This is a genomic window from Pseudomonas sp. GW821-FHT01E05 (assembly GCF_059422425.1).
Window position 1 is genome coordinate 285,095 of record NZ_JBWKWW010000001.1, and the last position, 16,343, is coordinate 301,437.

Here is a 16,343-nt window from a genome sequence, read left to right on the forward strand (position 1 = left end):
CTCTATAATGCTCGGCAGATTTCCGTCCCCGTACAGGTATTTCCCTATGAAACGTCCAAGTGGTCGCGCTGCCGATCAGCTCCGCTCGATCCGCATCACCCGCAACTACACCAAACACGCCGAGGGATCTGTACTGGTCGAGTTCGGTGATACCAAAGTGATTTGTACGGTCAGCGTCGAAAATGGCGTGCCGCGCTTCCTTAAGGGCCAGGGTCAGGGTTGGTTGACTGCTGAATACGGCATGCTGCCGCGTGCCACGGGTGAGCGTAACCAGCGTGAGGCAAGCCGTGGCAAACAAGGTGGTCGTACGCTCGAGATCCAGCGTTTGATCGGCCGTTCCCTGCGCGCCGCTCTGGACATGTCCAAGCTGGGCGATGTCACCTTGTTCGTCGATTGCGATGTGATCCAGGCCGATGGCGGCACTCGCACCGCGTCGATTACCGGCGCCATGGTTGCGCTGATCGATGCCTTGAAAGTGATCAAGAAGCGTGGCGGCCTGAAAGGTGGCGACCCGCTCAAGCAAATGATCGCTGCAGTTTCGGTGGGTATGTACCAAGGCGAGCCTGTGCTCGATCTGGACTATCTGGAAGACTCGGCTGCCGAGACGGATCTCAACGTCGTGATGACCAGCACCGGTGGTTTCATTGAAGTTCAGGGAACTGCCGAAGGTGCGCCGTTCCAGCCTGAAGAGCTGAACGCGATGCTGGCTTTGGCGAGCAAAGGCATGAACGACATTTTTGAACTGCAAAAGGCTGCACTGGCTGACTGATTGCCCTGGCATCCAGCAAGGAGAGCGACATGAGTGAAGAGCAGCTTCCACTGCCTACGCCGAGCCGGGAGGTTCGCCAATGGGCGATGTTTTGTCACTTTTCCGCCTTGCTGGGGATCTGGATTCCTTTCGGTACGCTGATCGGGCCGCTGATTCTCTGGCAGTTGAAGCGCGAGATGGACCCCTTCATCGATGCGCAGGGCAAGGAGGCGCTGAACTTTCAGATCACCGTCGCCATTGCATCGGCCATCTGCTTCTTGTTGATGGCGGTGATAATCGGGTTTTTCCTGTTCGGGCTGGTAGCGATTGGTGCCTTGGTGCTGGCGATCATCGGCGGCATCAAGGCCAATGACGGGGTGCCGTATCGCTATCCCTTCACCTGGCGCCTGATCAAGTAAAATTGACGCCCACAAAAAAGCCGACATTGCTGTCGGCTTTTTTGTACCGCGAAAAGACGCTTAGATGGTCAGCGTCCAGTCGTAATCCACAATCAGCGGCGCATGCTGCGAGAAGCGCGGCTGGCGTGGCAGGCGTGCGCTACGTACGAAGCGACGCAGGCCAGGAGTCAGCAGTTGGTAGTCGAAACGCCAACCCAGGTTGAGCATCTCGGCCTGTTCGTTGTCCGGCCACCAGCTGTACTGATCGCCTTCGCGGCTGACTTCACGCAGGGCATCGACATAACCCATGTTGCCGACAATCTCGTCCATCCAGGCCCGCTCAGGCGCCAGGAATCCAGGAGATTGCTGGCTGTCGCGCCAGTTTTTGATATCCAGCTTCTGTTGCGCCACGTAGAGCGAGCCACAATAAATGTACTCGCGACGTTTGCGTCGCTGTTTATCCAGGTAACGAGCGAAGTCGTCCATAAGCTTGAACTTCTGGTTCAAGTCTTCATCGCCGTTCTGCCCTGATGGAAGCAGCAAGGTCGCGATGCTGACCTTGTCGAAATCGGCTTGCAGGTAGCGCCCGTAGCGGTCTGCCGTCTCGAAACCAAGACCGCTGATGACAGCCTTCGGTTGCAGCCGCGAATACAAAGCCACGCCACCTTGGGCGGGGACTTCGGCATCGCAGGCATAAAGGAAGTAGCCATCCAGTTGGAAGGCTGGGTCGTCCAGTTCAAAGGCGGAGGCGCGGGTGTCCTGCAGGCAGATGACGTCGGCATTCTGTGCTTGCAGCCAACTGAGCAAACCACGCTCGACTGCAGCCTGAATACCATTGACGTTCACACTGATGATCCGCATAAATGGCCCCAAAAATCACGTGCGTGTATGATACCCGAGGTCTACCTAATTAGCTAAATCCGTGATATTGGGGCTTTTTTCATGCAGGCGTATCAGCGCGATTTCATTCGTTTTGCCATCGATCGCGGCGTTTTGCGCTTCGGTGAGTTCACCCTGAAGTCCGGGCGTACCAGTCCTTACTTCTTCAATGCAGGCCTGTTCAACAGCGGTTCGGCGCTGGCGCAGCTTGGCCGTTTCTATGCGGCGGCCATTGTCGAAAGCGGTATTTCCTTCGACGTGCTGTTCGGTCCGGCCTACAAAGGCATTCCTTTGGCGGCCACGACGGCTGTGGCGTTGGCTGAGCACCACCAGCTCGATCTGCCCTGGTGTTTCAACCGCAAGGAAGCCAAAGCTCACGGCGAAGGCGGCAGCCTGGTCGGCGCGCCGTTGGCTGGCGATGTATTGATCATCGACGACGTGATCACTGCAGGCACGGCCATCCGTGAAGTCATGCAAATCATCCAGGCCCAGGGCGCCAAGGCTGCCGGTGTATTGATTGCCCTGAACCGCCAGGAGCGTGGCAACGGTGATTTGTCGGCGATTCAGGAGGTCGAACGTGACTTTGGCATTCCGGTGGTCAGCATTGTGTCCTTGACCCAGGTTCTGCAGTTCCTGGCTGATGATCCGCAGCTCAAGCAGCACCTGCCGGCGGTGGAAGCCTACCGCGCGCAGTTCGGGATCTGAACTTCGCCAGGGTTTGAACCGCAATAAAAAAGGCCCCCCTCAGCATGCTGAGCGGGGCCTTTTGTTTGCATCGCTTAGTGGCGCTTGCGATTGCTGATCAATGTGCCCACACCGGTGTCGGTGAAGATTTCCAGCAACACTGCGTTAGGTACGCGACCGTCGATGATGTGCGAGGTCGTGACGCCGCCTTGCACCGCCTCCAGTGCGCAACGGATCTTCGGCAGCATGCCGCCGTAGATGGTCCCGTCAGCGATCAACTCATTGACCTGCTCGGTGGTCAGGCCCGTCAGGACCTTGCCTTGCTTGTCCATCAAGCCGGCAATGTTGGTCAGCAGCATCAGCTTTTCGGCTTTGAGGGCTTCAGCCACTTTGCCAGCCACCAGGTCGGCGTTGATGTTGTATGACTCGCCGTTGGCACCGACACCGATAGGTGCGATGACCGGGATGAAATCACCTTTGACCAACAGGTTCAGCAGGTCGGTGTTGATTCCGACCACTTCGCCAACGTGGCCGATGTCGATGATTTCCGGCGTGGTCATTTCAGGTGTTTGACGGGTGACGGTGAGCTTTTTCGCGCGAATCAGCTCCGCGTCCTTGCCGGTCAAGCCGATGGCACTGCCGCCGTGACGGTTGATCAGGTTGACGATGTCTTTGTTCACCTGGCCGCCGAGGACCATTTCCACGACGTCCATGGTCTGCGCATCCGTGACGCGCATACCATCGATGAAGTGGCTCTCGATCGACAGGCGATTGAGCAGATCGCCGATTTGCGGACCGCCACCGTGCACGACCACCGGGTTGATCCCTACGGCCTTCATCAGCACGATGTCGCGGGCGAAGCCGGTTTTCAGCTCTTCGCTTTCCATGGCATTGCCGCCGTATTTGATCACCAGCGTCTTGCCGATGTAGCGGCGAATGTAAGGCAGCGCTTCGGATAGAACCTTGGCGGTATTGGCGGCGGCATCGCGTTCGAGGGTCATTCAGGTCTCCGGTGAAACTATCTAGTCGATCAGAACGGTAGTTGAAGATCAGGGGCAACACGTTTCAATTGGGCGTGGAACACGTCCTTGATGCGCTGCAACTCGGCCTCGGTATCAGCCTCGAAACGCAGCACCAGCACCGGTGTGGTGTTGGAGGCGCGAACCAGGCCCCAGCCTTTGGCGTAGTCGACTCGCACACCATCGATGGTGGTCAGTTCGGCGCCTTCGCCCCAACGGGCATCGTGCAGTGCATCAATGATGCTGAATTTGCTCTCTTCGGTCACATGGATATTGATTTCCGGCGTAGAAATATCGTTCGGGAAGGTCGCGAACAGCTCATCGCAGCTGGATTTTTCCTTGCTGAGGATCTCCAGCAGGCGTGCGGCGCTGTAAATACCGTCGTCGAAACCGAACCAGCGCTCCTTGAAAAAGATGTGCCCGCTCATTTCGCCTGCAAGCAGGGCGCCAGTTTGCTTCATTTTCTTTTTGATCAATGAGTGCCCGGTCTTCCACATTAGCGGGCGACCGCCGTATTCCTTGATCAGTGGAGTCAGACGGCGGGTGCATTTGACGTCGAAAATGATTTCCGCGTCAGGATTGCGTGAAACCACGTCCTTGGCGAAGAGCATCAGCAGGCGGTCGGGGAAGACGATGCTGCCGGTATTGGTGACGATACCGACGCGATCGCCATCGCCGTCGAAGGCCAGACCCAGGTCGGCGTTCACTTCCTTGACCTTGGCGATCAGGTCCACCAGGTTCTCAAGCTTGCCCGGATCCGGATGGTGGTTCGGGAAGTTGCCGTCGACCTCGCAGAACAACGGGATCACTTCGCAGCCCAGGGCTTCGATCAGCTGCGGGGCGATCACGCCGGCGGCGCCGTTGCCACAATCGACCACCACTTTCAGGCGGCGAGCCAGTTTGATGTCCTGGACGATTTCGGTGTTGTAGCGATCAAGGATATCGACCTTGGTGATGCTGCCCTTGCCGCTGCTCAGGTTGTTGCTCTTGAGGCGTTCGTGCAGGGCCTGGATCTGTTCGTTGGCCAGGGTATCGCCGGCAATGACGATCTTGAAACCGTTGTAATCCGACGGGTTGTGGCTGCCGGTGAGCATGACGCCAGACTTGCCGGCCAAAACGTTGGCGGCGTAATACAGCGCCGGGGTCGGCACCAGGCCGACATCGCTGACATGGCAGCCACTGTCGTGCAGGCCCTGAATCAATTGCTCGACCAGCTCTGGGCCGGACAGGCGACCATCACGGCCGACCGAGACATTCGGTTCGTCCTGGGCCAGGCTTTCGGAGCCGATGGCGCGGCCGATCCAATAAGCGGTCTCGGCGGTCAGGGTTTTCGGGACAACACCACGAATGTCGTATGCGCGAAAAATGCTGTCAGGGAATTTGGGTGCAACTTGGGCGGTGCTGCTCATCACTGGGGGTGCTCCAATCTCAGGAAGTCCTGGTTTTCGTTGAGGGGGTCGATATCGAGAGTGTCGGTATCCTGGAACAGCGGTCAGGTCCGCTCGACACCCGGGGTGCCGGGTTGGCGCGGCGCTGCGGCACTGCGGGTCGTAAGGTCTGGGCGAATGCGGAATTTGCCGGGACATCAGGTACCGGCAGGCTCAAGCTGAAGGGTTGGACGGCATTTGCGTCATAGAGTTCGTGAGGTAAACGCCTCGTCTGACGAGCGTCACGCAACGTGGGCCCATCCAGGGCCTTCGTGCCGGGCTTGATGCCTTTCAAATAACGCCTCCGCTGAATTCATCCTGAAATGCAACGCGTATTGCGCAGGTCGGGTTGAGAGTCTGACCTGCCTTGAAGTAATCAGTGGCTGCCGGAGTGGCCGAAACCGCCTGCGCCGCGCTGGCTTTCGTCGAACTCTTCGACCAGCTCGAAATGCGCCTGAACCACCGGCACCAGAACAAGCTGTGCGAGGCGCTCGCCAACGGCGATGTTGAACGCGGTCTGGCCGCGGTTCCAGCAAGAAACCATCAGTTCGCCCTGATAGTCGGAGTCGATCAGGCCGACCAGGTTACCCAGCACGATACCGTGCTTATGACCCAGGCCCGAGCGCGGCAGAATCAGTGCGGCAAGACCCGGATCGCCGATGTATATGGACAGGCCAGTGGGGATCAGCAAGGTCTGGCCAGGCTCAAGAAGGGTGTCTTCTTTGAGCATTGCCCGCAGGTCGAGCCCGGCAGAGCCAGGCGTGGCGTAGTGCGGCAGCGGGAATTCGTTACCAATGCGTGGGTCGAGGATCTTGGCTTGTAAAGCGTGCATGCGAGTTAAACCTGGTTCAGACGTTCGGCGATAAAAGTGATCAGCTGGCGGGCAATCTTGCCCTTGCTGGTCTGGGCAAAGAGAGTTGCATGCAACTCCCGGTCAATCACGCTGCAGGCGTTTTCCTCACTGTTGAAGCCAATGCTCGGGTTGGCTACGTCGTTGGCGACGATCAGATCGAGGTTTTTGTCTTTCAACTTGCGTGCAGCGTAGTCGAGCAGATGTTCGGTTTCGGCAGCGAAGCCGACACTGAACGGACGGTCGGGGCGGGTGGCGATGGTGGCCAGAATGTCTGGGTTGCGTACCATCTGCAGCAGCAAGCCGTCGCCGTTCGTAGGATCTTTCTTGAGTTTCTGTGGGGCGACGACTTCGGGGCGGTAATCGGCGACCGCCGCGGAGGCGATGAACAGGTCGCAGGGGATCGCGGCTTCGCAGGCGGCGAGCATGTCCCGGGCGCTGACTACGTCGATTCGCGTCACGCGGTCTGGGGTCGGCAAATGCACGGGGCCGGTGATCAAGGTCACACGGGCACCGGCTTCAACAGCTGCTTCCGCCAGCGCGAAGCCCATTTTTCCGGAGCTGTGGTTGGTGATGTAGCGCACCGGATCGATGTTTTCCTGAGTCGGGCCGGCGGTGATCAGCACGTGCTTGCCGGTCAGCGACTGGCGCTGGAAACATTCGGCGGCACAAAGTGCGAGATCGTTGGCTTCGAGCATGCGGCCCATGCCGACATCGCCGCAGGCCTGGCTGCCAGAGGCCGGGCCGAATACCCGAAGGCCACGGCTTTCGAGCAATTGGGTGTTGGCTTGGGTGGCCGGATCGCGCCACATGGCCTGGTTCATGGCCGGTGCAATGGCGACGGTGGCGTCGGTGGCCAGTACCAGGGTGGTCAACAGGTCATCGGCAATGCCTTGCGCCAGGCGGGCGATAAGGTCCGCAGTGGCGGGGGCGATCAGCACCAGGTCGGCCCACTTCGCCAGCTCGATATGGCCCATTGCAGCCTCGGCTGCAGGGTCGAGCAAGTCCATATGGACCGGGTGCCCCGACAGGGCCTGCATGGTCAGCGGGGTGATGAACTCGCTGCCGCCACGGGTCATGACCACGCGCACTTCTGCGCCCTGGTCGAGGAGTCGGCGAACCAGCTCGGCGCTCTTATAGGCGGCGATGCCGCCGCCGACGCCGAGAACAATGCGTTTCCGATACAGCCGCTGCATAGGCCTGCCTTTCAGTTCAGTGATGACTACGTTGCGGGTGCGATGCCCCCTCCCCAGGTGAAATCGCACGCAAAAAAGATGGGCTAAGATAGCACAGCGACCGCTATGGAACAGCGGCGCCCACACACACATGGAGGTGCTATGAGCATTCGCGATTGGCCTGCGGCAGAGCGCCCGCGGGAGAAGCTTCTTGATCAAGGTTCGGCGAGCCTTTCCGATGCCGAGTTACTGGCAATCTTTCTACGAACCGGGGTTGCGGGCAAAAGTGCCGTCGATCTTGCGCGACACCTGCTACTTCAATTTGGCAGCCTGCGGACATTGCTGGAGGCGGATCAGCTGACGTTCAGCCGCCATCTGGGGCTGGGTCCGGCGAAGTTTGCCCAATTGCAGGCGGTATTGGAGATGGCCCGGCGGCACTTGGCCGAGACGTTGCGGCGGGACTCCGTGCTGGAAAGTCCGTTAGCCGTACGCGATTACCTCAAAGCGTTGTTGCGTCATGAGCCGCACGAAGTGTTTGGCTGTTTGTTTCTGGATGCCAAGCATCGCGTGCTGGGATTCGAGGCGTTGTTCAGAGGCACGATCGACACCACCAGCGTCTATCCCCGGCAGGTGGTCAAGCGTGCTTTGGCGCACAACGCGGCGGCGTTGATTCTGTGTCATAACCACCCTTCGGGCATCGCCGAGCCGAGTCAGGCTGACCGCGTACTGACCAAGCGCCTGCAGAAGGCGCTGGATCTGATAGATGTACGAGTGCTCGACCATTTCATCATCGGTGATGGCGACCCCCTGTCGATGGCCGAGTACGGCTGGATGTAGCCGCACAAAGGCTCAGGGCTTGATGCTGACCTTTGAGAAGTCCTGACGACCGAACGGGCTGACCTGGTAGCCTTGAACCTCCTTGCGCGTCAGGGCGAAGGCGGTCGGGTGCGCCAGCGGCAGCCAGAGCGCCTGTTGCTGGATTTGCACCTGAGCCTGTTGGTACAGCTTGCTGCGCACACCTTGCTCGGTGGTGGTCTTGCCGGCGCTGATCAGCTTGTCCAGGCCTTGCTCGCAGTAGCGGGCGAAGTTGGTGCCGGACTGCACCGCGGCGCATGAGAATTGCGGTGTGAGGAAGTTATCCGGGTCGCCGTTGTCGCCGGCCCAGCCCATGAACAGCAGATCGTGCTCACCGGCTTTCGCACGGCGGATCAGCTCACCCCATTCGATCACCCGAATTTCGGCCTGAATGCCGATCTCGGCCAGATCTGCTTGCAACAGCTGGGCGCCAAGGCTTGGATTCGGGTTGAGCAGGCTGCCTGTCGGGCGGGTCCAGATCGTGGTTTTGAAGCCGTCCTTAAGTCCGGCCCTTACCAGCAAATCCCGAGCTTTTGCAACGTCATGGGGGTAGCCCGAAAGCTCCTTGGCGTAGCTCCAGGTGTTGGGTGAGTAAGGGCCGTTAGCGGGTTGGGCGGTGTCTTCGAAGACAGCTTTGAGGTAGCTGGTCTTATCGAAGGCAAGGTTGATTGCCTGGCGGACTTCAGGTTTGTCCAGCGGAGGGTGTTGGCTGTTGATGGCGACGAAGGCGGTCATGAAAGCCGGTGTTTTCTCGACTCTCAGCGCCGTTTCCTGGCTGGCAGCTTGCACATCCAGCGGTTTGGGCGACAGGGCAATCTGGCATTCGTTACGCCGCAATTTTTGCAGGCGCACGTTCGCGTCTGGTGTGATAGCGAACACCAGGCTGTCCACCGGAGGTTTACCGGCGAAGTAGTCGCGGTTGGCCTTGTAGCGAATCGACGCGTCCTTCTGGAAACGCCCGAAAATGAACGGGCCGCTGCCGATCGGCTGGCTGTTGAGCTTTTCCGGGGTGCCAGCCTTGAGCAATTGGTCGGCATATTCAGCGGAGTAGATCGATGCGAAACCCATGCTCAGGGTCGCAAGAAAAGTCGAGTCCGGATGGTCGAGGGTGAAGCGCACAGTCAGCGGGTCAAGCGCGTCGATCTTTTTGATCAGGGCCGGCAATTGCATTGATTGGGCATGCGGGAAGCCGCTCTGGGCGATTTGATGCCATGGGTTGGCGGGGTCGAGCATCCGCTCGAAGCTGAACTTCACGTCTTCTGCGGTGAGCTCGCGGCTTGGGCTGAAATAATCGGTGCGATGAAATTTCACCTGCGGATGCAGTTTGAAGACATAGGTCAGGCCGTCGACGGAGACTTCCCAGCTGTCAGCGAGGCTGGGGACCACTTTGCCGCTGGCGGTATCGAAGTCCACCAGTCGGTTCATCAGTACGTCAGCGGACGCATTGGTGGTCGTCAGCGAGTTGTATTGAACGACATCGAATCCTTCCGGGCTGGCCTCTGTGCAGACGCTCAGGGCGGCGGCATGGGCCAGCGGGCTCAGAAGAGGGGCGAGCAGCAGCGTTAGGGCAGCGAGACGCATATTCAGTTTCCTTTGCAGATCGAAGGCCCATCTGCGAGTGCAGTCTGGAAAAGGCTTACCCTAGTGGCCTCTTTTGAAAATGACTATCCAATTTTTCAGATTGCCACTTTTCAGGTTTGTTGTTTATTAAGTGGTAAATTGCCAGATAATCGGCTTTTCTGACAAAGCCAGAGCCTTGTTTTCGGGAAAGCATCCGCTTTTTGGGCATTTTATCGGGGCAATTTACGGCTAATCTTTGTCGGTAGGTCGCGGGTAGGGCATCAAATCCCAAGCTCAGCGACGAGCGGTAACTACCTTTGTCAGCCTTTGGTTTGGGCGCCCGGAGCAAGAAAACCGGGACTTTATGAAAGACAGATCACACCGACTGTTGTTGCTATGGGGTCTTTCTGGTATAAAGCAGCGCTCTTTTCTAGGGGCCCGGTTCCTTCGCTTGTAGGTGTAGCCGGTAAGACCCTTAAAGAAACGCGGCGCCTGGCGCCAAATGACTGAGAGATTAAGCGGCCAACCCATGCCGGGTTGGGCATGTGGTTTTAGAGGGCTGAGGCATGTCGAGAGTATGTCAAGTTACCGGTAAGGGTCCGGTGACTGGGAATAACATTTCCCACGCAAACAACAAAACCCGTCGTCGTTTCCTGCCGAACCTGCAGCATCACCGCTTCTGGGTCGAGTCCGAGAAGCGTTTTGTGCGTCTGCGCGTATCTGCCAAAGGCATGCGTATCATCGACAAGCGTGGCATTGATGTCGTGCTGGTCGAAATTCGCCGCAATGGCGCTAAGGTCTAAGGGAGAGAATCATGCGTGAATTGATCCGTTTGGTGTCGAGCGCTAACACTGGCCACTTCTACACCACTGATAAGAACAAGCGCACCACTCCGGACAAAATCGAAATCAAAAAATTCGATCCGGTTGTTCGCAAGCACGTGATCTACAAAGAAGCCAAAATCAAGTAATTGGTTTTGCTTCTGACAAAAAAACCCGCCTTTTGGCGGGTTTTTTTGTGCCTGCGATTCAAGCCTTCTGTTCAAACACCACGTAGATCTTGCGGCAGTGTTCCAACACCTCCCAAGTGCCTTTGAAACCGGCCGGGATGACGAAGCGATCGCCGGCGCGCAAGGTCTTGGCGTTGCCTTCTGTGTCGCGCAAAACGGAAACGCCCTGCACGATCTCGCAATATTCATGCTCGGTGTAGTTCACCAGCCACTGACCCACCGCACCTTCCCACACGCCCGCGTTCATCTGGCCACAAGGGCTGTTGTAGTGGTTGTAGAGGGTTTGCTCGGGGTCGCCCTTGAGGATTTTTTCCTGCGCTGGGCGAAAGCGTTCCACCTTGGTGTTGGCCTGGTTGAAGTCTACGATGTCTTGGATGCTCATTCTTTTTATCCCCCGTGATTGCGGCGCGAATGGCTGGAAAGCCCAAAGTCTATGTTTATTAAAATGAACATCGCAAGGCCGTTTGATGGCATTGTGTCAAATATATTGAAACTTGTGGTGCCGCTGGTTTAGGGTGGCAGGTGCCTTGGGCCGATGTGAAGGCTGGCCGGGCAGAATTCTTGAGGGTGCCTGCGTAGAACGCGTGGCGCTTGTATTCAATAAGAGGAGGACACTCGTATGACCACCCTGACTCGTGCCGATTGGGAACAACGTGCCAGCGATCTGAAGATCGAAGGCCGTGCTTATATCAATGGCGAATACACCGAAGCGGTCTCCAGCGAGACCTTCGAGTGCATCAGCCCGGTCGATGGCCGTCTGCTGGGCAAGATCGCCAGCTGTGACGCCGCCGACGCCCAGCGCGCAGTAGAAAATGCCCGCGCCACATTCAATTCCGGTGTCTGGTCGCGTTTGGCACCGAGCAAGCGCAAATCCACAATGATTCGTTTCGCCGGCCTGCTGAAAAAGCACGCCGAAGAGCTGGCGCTACTTGAAACCCTCGACATGGGCAAGCCGATCAGCGATTCCCTGGGCATCGACGTTCCAGGCGCAGCGCAAGCGCTGAGCTGGAGCGGCGAAGCCATCGACAAGATCTATGACGAAGTCGCCGCCACGCCGCACGATCAGCTGGGTCTGGTGACTCGCGAGCCGGTGGGTGTTGTCGCTGCCATCGTGCCGTGGAACTTCCCGTTGATGATGGCCTGCTGGAAACTCGGCCCGGCGCTGTCCACGGGTAACTCGGTGATCCTCAAACCGTCCGAAAAGTCGCCGCTGACCGCCATCCGTATTGCTGCACTGGCCGTTGAGGCGGGTATCCCGGCTGGCGTGCTGAACGTGCTGCCGGGCTACGGTCACACCGTCGGCAAGGCCCTGGCCTTGCATATGGATGTCGACACGCTGGTATTCACCGGTTCGACCAAGATTGCCAAGCAATTGCTGATCTACTCCGGCGAATCGAACATGAAACGCGTCTGGCTCGAAGCCGGTGGCAAGAGCCCGAACATCGTGTTCGCCGATGCGCCGGACTTGCAGGCCGCCGCCGAAGCCGCAGCCGGCGCCATCGCTTTCAACCAGGGCGAGGTTTGCACCGCCGGTTCGCGTCTGCTGGTCGAGCGTTCGATCAAGGACACCTTCCTGCCTTTGGTGGTCGAAGCCCTCAAAGGCTGGAAACCTGGCAATCCCCTGGACCCGGCGACCAACGTTGGTGCGCTGGTGGACACCCAGCAGATGAACACCGTGCTGTCTTACATCGAGGCTGGTCATTCCGATGGCGCCAAACTGGTGGCCGGCGGCAAGCGCATCCTGCAGGAAACCGGTGGCACTTATGTTGAGCCGACGATTTTCGACGGCGTGAGCAACGCGATGAAAATCGCTCAGGAAGAAATCTTTGGCCCAGTGCTTTCGGTTATTGCTTTCGACACCGTGGAAGAAGCCGTTCAGATCGCCAACGACACGCCATATGGCCTGGCCGCAGCGGTGTGGACAACCAATATTTCCAAGGCTCACCTGACTGCCAAGGCCTTGCGTGCCGGTAGCGTCTGGGTCAACCAATACGACGGCGGCGACATGACCGCACCGTTTGGTGGCTTCAAGCAATCGGGTAACGGTCGTGACAAATCGCTGCACGCGTTCGACAAGTACACCGAACTGAAGGCGACCTGGATCAAGCTGTAAATTGTGGCGGGCCCCGGTCGCATCCGGGGCTCAATACAACGCAGATCCCTTGTGGGAGCGAGCTTGCTCGCGATAGCGGTATGACAGTCGACGTCAATGTTGAATGTTGCGCCGTCATCGCGAGCAAGCTCGCTCCCACATTGCTTTTTATGGCATGTAAAAAACAACAATCCACAGGAGCGTGGTAATGCGTTGGGCGACTTATTTCGCCGTATTGGCGTCTGTCCTGAGTGTCGGTCTGGCGCTGGGTGTCAGTATGCCTCTGGTGTCGCTGCGGCTGGAAAGTTGGGGCTATGGCTCGTTCGCCATTGGTGTGATGGCGGCGATGCCGGCGATTGGCGTGCTTCTGGGCGCCAGGATCTCGAGTCGCCTGGCGGCACGTTTCGGCACAGCGGCCTTGATGCGCTTGTGTCTGTGGGCGGGAGCAATCTCCATCGGTCTGTTGGCGCTGTTGCCCAGCTACCCGATCTGGCTGGTACTGCGCCTGATGATCGGGGTCATCCTGACCATAGTCTTCATCCTCGGCGAGAGCTGGATCAACCAGTTGGTGGTGGAGCAATGGCGTGGACGGTTGGTGGCGCTGTATGGCAGCAGTTATGCCTTGAGCCAACTGTCCGGGCCGTTGCTGCTGGGTGTTCTGGGAACCGAAAGGGATTTTGGTTTCTGGGTTGGCGTCGGGCTGTTGGTGGTCTCGCCGTTGCTGCTGCTGGGGCGCAGTGGAGCGCCGACCAGCGAGTCGCTCAGCGTAACCTTGAGCGACTTGCTGGGTTTCTGCCGAGGGTTGCCGGCGATTGCCTGGGCGGTGGCGCTGTTTGCCGCGTTCGAGGCGATGATACTGACCTTGTTGCCGGTCTATTGTTTGCGCCAGGGTTTCACCACCGAAATGGCCTTGGCTATGGTCAGCACGGTGGTGGTTGGCGATGCCTTGTTGCAACTGCCGATTGGCGCGCTGGCTGATCGGCTGTCGCGCCGTACGCTGTTTACCGGTTGTGCAATGGTTCTGCTGGTGTCGAGCCTGGCGATTCCGCTGCTGATCGACACGTTGCTGATCTGGCCGCTATGGGTGCTGTTCGGAGCCAGTGCCGGTGGGTTGTTTACCTTGTCGCTGATTCTGATCGGCGAACGCTATCGCGACGATGCGCTGGTCCGCGCCAACGCCCATGTCGCACAGTTGTGGGGCATTGGCTGCCTGATCGGACCGTTGGCGGCAGGAGCGGGCAGTCAGTGGATCAGCGGGCATGCCTTGCCGTTGCTAATGGCGGCCGGGGCTTTAGGGTTGGTGATTCTTGTATCGCGCCAAGGGGCATTTGGCGCTGTGCAGCCGGTGTAACGTTTATCGGGGAGTTGGTAGTCCTGAAAGCTCGTGCGAACGCGGCCCGAACCTTCGGCAGCTCACAGCATCCGCTCCGGGCCGACGCTGAGCATGTCGATGTCGGTGAAATTTCAGCTCGGCGCGGGCCATGAAAGCTTCGCTGCTGTTGGACAGCAAGCGAAAGCCGGAGCGGCCCTTATAAGGCGCTGCCTGGGACTGGATCGAACGACCAAACGCCGAATCCGCCGCTGGCAAGGTTCTCGCGGTACGTCGAACGTGGCGCAACCGCCCAGGGTCAGGGCGAAAAGCAGAAGAAAGTGCAGTGCCCGTGTGGGTCTCAAGTCGGATCGTCCCGATTGGCGGCGGTTGTCGTCATGTGGACGCTGGCTTGTGGTCAAAGGTCAGTCGACGACGCCATCGGTTTCGGCCAGCAGCTTGATTGCCGCAGCCCCCACCTTGCGCACAGCTTCTTCAATCTGTGCCGTCGGCTTGGCAGCGTAGTTCATCCGTAGACAATTGCGATATTTGCCTGAGGCCGAAAAGATACTGCCGACAGCGATCTGTACGCCTTGTTCAAGCAGCACGCGATTCAGTTTCAAGGTGTCGAAGCCCTCGGGCAGCTCGACCCACAGCATGAAGCTGCCTTGCGGGCGGCTGGCGCGGGTGCCAGCGGGGAAGTAACGGCTGACCCAGTCGATCATCAAGTCGCGGTTACGTTGGTACTGCGTGCGCATGCGCCGCAAATGCGGCTCGAAATGTCCGGCCTTGAGGAATTCGGCGATAGCGATCTGTGGTTGCGGTGCAGTCGAGCCAGTGCTGATGTATTTCATGTGCAGCACCCGCTCCAGGTAACGCCCTGGCGCTACCCAGCCAATGCGCAAACCCGGTGCCAGGGTTTTCGAGAACGAACTACAGAGCAGGACGCGACCGTCTTCGTCGAAGGATTTGATGGTCCGTGGGCGCGGGTAGGTGTAGGCCAGTTCGCCATACACATCGTCCTCGATGATCGCCACGTCGAAGCGCTGGGCCAGGGTCAGCAAGGCCCGTTTGCGCGACTCCGGCATGATGTAGCCCAGCGGGTTGTTGCAGTTGGGGGTCAACTGTATGGCCTTGATCGGCCATTGCTCCAACGCCAGCTCCAGGGCCTCGAGGCTGATCCCGGTGAGCGGGTCGGTGGGGATTTCCAGGGCTTTCATGCCCAGGCCCTTGAGGGTCTGCATGGCGCCGTGAAAGCTCGGCGAGTCCACGGCGACGATGTCGCCTTGCTCGCAGGTGGCGCGAATGCTGGTGGACAGCGCTTCATGGCAGCCGGTGGTGATCACCAGATCGCTGGCACCTAGCTGACAACCGGAGTCGAGCAACAACCGGGCAAGCTGTTCACGCAATTCCAGGGTGCCATAGATGTTGTCGTAATACAGGCCGGGCATGTCCTGCCGGCGGCTGATCTGCGCCAGGCCACGTAGCAGCGGCTGCATGGTCGGCGTGGTGATGTCCGGCATGCCGCGGCCCAACTGGACGACATCCTTGCGCGGTACGGCGCGGATCAATTCGAGTACCTGATCCCACTGGGAAATTTCCACCGGCCGTTGTGCGGGGCGACCGACCGCGGGCAGCGCCGGCAACTCGCGGCCGACCGGGACGAAATAGCCGGATTTGGGCTTCGGCGTCGCCAATCCGCTGTCTTCCAACACCCGATAGGCCTGCTGCACCGTGCTCAAGCTGACCCCGTGCTCGACGCTCAAGGCCCTCACCGAAGGCAGCCGGTCACCAGGGCGATAGAAGCCCTGTTCGATACGCGTGCCGAGCAGTTCAGCAAGATTGACGTAAAGGGTCATGGCGGGGCCTCGATGGGATCGATTCGGATAAGCAGTACAGATGGAGCAAAAATACAGGATTCAGTGCTGCGATTGGAAATTCTGTATGGAAATAATACAGCTACTTTGAATCTGTAATGGTTTTTGACGCCCACGCATCATGTCTGCTCATGGCTACCCAAGTAAACAGGAGCAGAAAAATGAACGGCTTGAGCGATGTGCGGCTCACATTACACAGTCAGGAACTAGTGGCAGGGCAGGAGAAAGGGTCACGTGCGGCGACTATGCGCAACGCCCCGTCCGGTCTGAGCCGTTGGGGCCTGTTCTGGCATCGCCTGCGCACCCGCAAAACCCTGCTCGATTTGACGACCGAGGAGTTGCGCGACATCGGCTTGAGCCGTGAACAGGCGCGGCAAGAAGGGTTGAAACCTTTTTGGCGGATTTAGGGTGTGAAACACATCCCTATGTAGCAGCTGCCGCCAGGCTGCGTCCGGCTGCGC

At 58.8% G+C, this 16,343-nt stretch carries 16 protein-coding genes and 2 pseudogenes; 9 read left to right on the forward strand and 9 right to left on the reverse strand.

The features are described 5' to 3' along the window. The first annotated feature begins 46 nt into the window (after window positions 1-46). Together rph and AC07W5_RS01400 are read left to right on the forward strand one after the other, a co-directional pair. On the forward strand, window positions 47-769 hold the full coding sequence (rph, locus tag AC07W5_RS01395) for a ribonuclease PH (protein WP_494990900.1): 723 nt from the start codon (window positions 47-49) through the stop codon (window positions 767-769). 29 nt (window positions 770-798) lie between these two features. Next, complete coding sequence (locus AC07W5_RS01400; protein WP_494990899.1) at window positions 799-1,167, forward strand: DUF4870 domain-containing protein; 369 nt, start codon at window positions 799-801, stop codon at window positions 1,165-1,167. Window positions 1,168-1,227: 60 nt separating this feature from the next. On the opposite strand, the gene crc is transcribed toward AC07W5_RS01400, so the two are convergent. After that, the gene (gene crc, locus AC07W5_RS01405; protein ID WP_003176915.1) at window positions 1,228-2,007 is read right to left on the reverse strand and encodes a catabolite repression control protein Crc; all 780 of its coding nucleotides are present in this window, start codon (window positions 2,005-2,007) and stop codon (window positions 1,228-1,230) included. An 81-nt stretch (window positions 2,008-2,088) separates the two neighbouring features. Here crc and pyrE point away from each other — a divergent pair, with 81 nt between their 5' ends. Continuing rightward, a complete protein-coding gene (gene pyrE, locus AC07W5_RS01410; RefSeq protein WP_495022662.1) occupies window positions 2,089-2,730 on the forward strand; it encodes an orotate phosphoribosyltransferase in 642 nt (213 codons plus the stop codon). 74 nt (window positions 2,731-2,804) lie between these two features. Here pyrE and argB read toward each other — a convergent pair whose 3' ends face one another. The 4 genes and pseudogenes from argB to coaBC all read right to left on the reverse strand — a co-directional run bounded on the left by argB (window position 2,805) and on the right by coaBC (window position 7,201). After that, window positions 2,805-3,710 carry an acetylglutamate kinase gene (gene argB / locus AC07W5_RS01415; RefSeq protein ID WP_494990897.1) on the reverse strand — a complete coding sequence of 302 codons (906 nt, stop codon included), beginning with the start codon at window positions 3,708-3,710 and terminating at the stop codon, window positions 2,805-2,807. 29 nt (window positions 3,711-3,739) lie between these two features. Continuing rightward, window positions 3,740-5,220: pseudogene (locus tag AC07W5_RS01420) on the reverse strand (phosphomannomutase/phosphoglucomutase); the annotation flags it as partial. A 311-nt stretch (window positions 5,221-5,531) separates the two neighbouring features. Beyond that, window positions 5,532-5,987: a dUTP diphosphatase gene (dut, locus tag AC07W5_RS01425; RefSeq protein WP_494990896.1), complete on the reverse strand. Its 456-nt coding sequence runs from the start codon at window positions 5,985-5,987 to the stop codon at window positions 5,532-5,534. Between the two features lie 5 nt (window positions 5,988-5,992). Next, a complete protein-coding gene (gene coaBC, locus AC07W5_RS01430; RefSeq protein WP_494990895.1) occupies window positions 5,993-7,201 on the reverse strand; it encodes a bifunctional phosphopantothenoylcysteine decarboxylase/phosphopantothenate--cysteine ligase CoaBC in 1,209 nt (402 codons plus the stop codon). A 141-nt stretch (window positions 7,202-7,342) separates the two neighbouring features. On the opposite strand from coaBC, the gene radC reads away from it, so the two are divergent. Further along, entirely contained in the window at window positions 7,343-8,017 is a 675-nt protein-coding gene (gene radC, locus AC07W5_RS01435; RefSeq protein ID WP_494990894.1) for a RadC family protein, read from the forward strand. A gap of 12 nt (window positions 8,018-8,029) precedes the next feature. Here the strand turns inward: radC and AC07W5_RS01440 are convergent, their stop codons facing one another. Then, complete coding sequence (locus tag AC07W5_RS01440; protein WP_494990893.1) at window positions 8,030-9,616, reverse strand: ABC transporter substrate-binding protein; 1,587 nt, start codon at window positions 9,614-9,616, stop codon at window positions 8,030-8,032. A 545-nt stretch (window positions 9,617-10,161) separates the two neighbouring features. On the opposite strand from AC07W5_RS01440, the gene rpmB reads away from it, so the two are divergent. Both rpmB and rpmG read left to right on the forward strand, forming a co-directional pair. Then, complete coding sequence (gene rpmB, locus AC07W5_RS01445; RefSeq protein WP_150803776.1) at window positions 10,162-10,398, forward strand: 50S ribosomal protein L28; 237 nt, start codon at window positions 10,162-10,164, stop codon at window positions 10,396-10,398. Window positions 10,399-10,409: 11 nt separating this feature from the next. Further along, window positions 10,410-10,565 carry a 50S ribosomal protein L33 gene (gene rpmG, locus AC07W5_RS01450; protein WP_274106790.1) on the forward strand — a complete coding sequence of 52 codons (156 nt, stop codon included), beginning with the start codon at window positions 10,410-10,412 and terminating at the stop codon, window positions 10,563-10,565. 58 nt (window positions 10,566-10,623) lie between these two features. Here rpmG and AC07W5_RS01455 read toward each other — a convergent pair whose 3' ends face one another. Further along, window positions 10,624-10,986 carry a cupin domain-containing protein gene (locus AC07W5_RS01455; protein ID WP_494990892.1) on the reverse strand — a complete coding sequence of 121 codons (363 nt, stop codon included), beginning with the start codon at window positions 10,984-10,986 and terminating at the stop codon, window positions 10,624-10,626. Between the two features lie 237 nt (window positions 10,987-11,223). On the opposite strand from AC07W5_RS01455, the gene AC07W5_RS01460 reads away from it, so the two are divergent. Further along, window positions 11,224-12,717 (forward strand): aldehyde dehydrogenase, encoded by a 1,494-nt coding sequence (locus AC07W5_RS01460; protein WP_495022663.1) that lies wholly within the window; start codon window positions 11,224-11,226, stop codon window positions 12,715-12,717. A 187-nt stretch (window positions 12,718-12,904) separates the two neighbouring features. Beyond that, window positions 12,905-14,047, forward strand: a complete 1,143-nt coding sequence (locus AC07W5_RS01465; RefSeq protein ID WP_494990890.1) for an MFS transporter — start codon at window positions 12,905-12,907, stop codon at window positions 14,045-14,047. A gap of 114 nt (window positions 14,048-14,161) precedes the next feature. On the opposite strand, the pseudogene AC07W5_RS01470 reads toward AC07W5_RS01465, so the two are convergent. Continuing rightward, a pseudogene (locus tag AC07W5_RS01470) lies at window positions 14,162-14,370 on the reverse strand (phospholipase D family protein); the annotation flags it as partial. A gap of 60 nt (window positions 14,371-14,430) precedes the next feature. Beyond that, window positions 14,431-15,864, reverse strand: coding sequence for an aminotransferase-like domain-containing protein (locus AC07W5_RS01475; protein ID WP_495022664.1), 1,434 nt, complete (start codon window positions 15,862-15,864; stop codon window positions 14,431-14,433). A gap of 179 nt (window positions 15,865-16,043) precedes the next feature. Between AC07W5_RS01475 and AC07W5_RS01480 the strand changes: the two genes are divergently transcribed. Beyond that, the gene (locus AC07W5_RS01480; RefSeq protein WP_494990888.1) at window positions 16,044-16,289 is read left to right on the forward strand and encodes a DUF1127 domain-containing protein; all 246 of its coding nucleotides are present in this window, start codon (window positions 16,044-16,046) and stop codon (window positions 16,287-16,289) included. The last annotated feature ends 54 nt before the right edge of the window (window positions 16,290-16,343 follow it).

What these genes read in the sequence shown, in the direction of transcription:
- rph (WP_494990900.1), top strand. Translation starts at nt 47, where the DNA reads ATGAAACGTCCAAGTGGTCGCGCTGCCGATCAGCTCCGCTCGATCCGC.
- AC07W5_RS01400 (WP_494990899.1), top strand. Translation starts at nt 799, where the DNA reads ATGAGTGAAGAGCAGCTTCCACTGCCTACGCCGAGCCGGGAGGTTCGC.
- crc (WP_003176915.1), bottom strand. Translation starts at nt 2,007, where the DNA reads ATGCGGATCATCAGTGTGAACGTCAATGGTATTCAGGCTGCAGTCGAG.
- pyrE (WP_495022662.1), top strand. Translation starts at nt 2,089, where the DNA reads ATGCAGGCGTATCAGCGCGATTTCATTCGTTTTGCCATCGATCGCGGC.
- argB (WP_494990897.1), bottom strand. Translation starts at nt 3,710, where the DNA reads ATGACCCTCGAACGCGATGCCGCCGCCAATACCGCCAAGGTTCTATCC.
- dut (WP_494990896.1), bottom strand. Translation starts at nt 5,987, where the DNA reads ATGCACGCTTTACAAGCCAAGATCCTCGACCCACGCATTGGTAACGAA.
- coaBC (WP_494990895.1), bottom strand. Translation starts at nt 7,201, where the DNA reads ATGCAGCGGCTGTATCGGAAACGCATTGTTCTCGGCGTCGGCGGCGGC.
- radC (WP_494990894.1), top strand. Translation starts at nt 7,343, where the DNA reads ATGAGCATTCGCGATTGGCCTGCGGCAGAGCGCCCGCGGGAGAAGCTT.
- AC07W5_RS01440 (WP_494990893.1), bottom strand. Translation starts at nt 9,616, where the DNA reads ATGCGTCTCGCTGCCCTAACGCTGCTGCTCGCCCCTCTTCTGAGCCCG.
- rpmB (WP_150803776.1), top strand. Translation starts at nt 10,162, where the DNA reads ATGTCGAGAGTATGTCAAGTTACCGGTAAGGGTCCGGTGACTGGGAAT.
- rpmG (WP_274106790.1), top strand. Translation starts at nt 10,410, where the DNA reads ATGCGTGAATTGATCCGTTTGGTGTCGAGCGCTAACACTGGCCACTTC.
- AC07W5_RS01455 (WP_494990892.1), bottom strand. Translation starts at nt 10,986, where the DNA reads ATGAGCATCCAAGACATCGTAGACTTCAACCAGGCCAACACCAAGGTG.
- AC07W5_RS01460 (WP_495022663.1), top strand. Translation starts at nt 11,224, where the DNA reads ATGACCACCCTGACTCGTGCCGATTGGGAACAACGTGCCAGCGATCTG.
- AC07W5_RS01465 (WP_494990890.1), top strand. Translation starts at nt 12,905, where the DNA reads ATGCGTTGGGCGACTTATTTCGCCGTATTGGCGTCTGTCCTGAGTGTC.
- AC07W5_RS01475 (WP_495022664.1), bottom strand. Translation starts at nt 15,864, where the DNA reads ATGACCCTTTACGTCAATCTTGCTGAACTGCTCGGCACGCGTATCGAA.
- AC07W5_RS01480 (WP_494990888.1), top strand. Translation starts at nt 16,044, where the DNA reads ATGAACGGCTTGAGCGATGTGCGGCTCACATTACACAGTCAGGAACTA.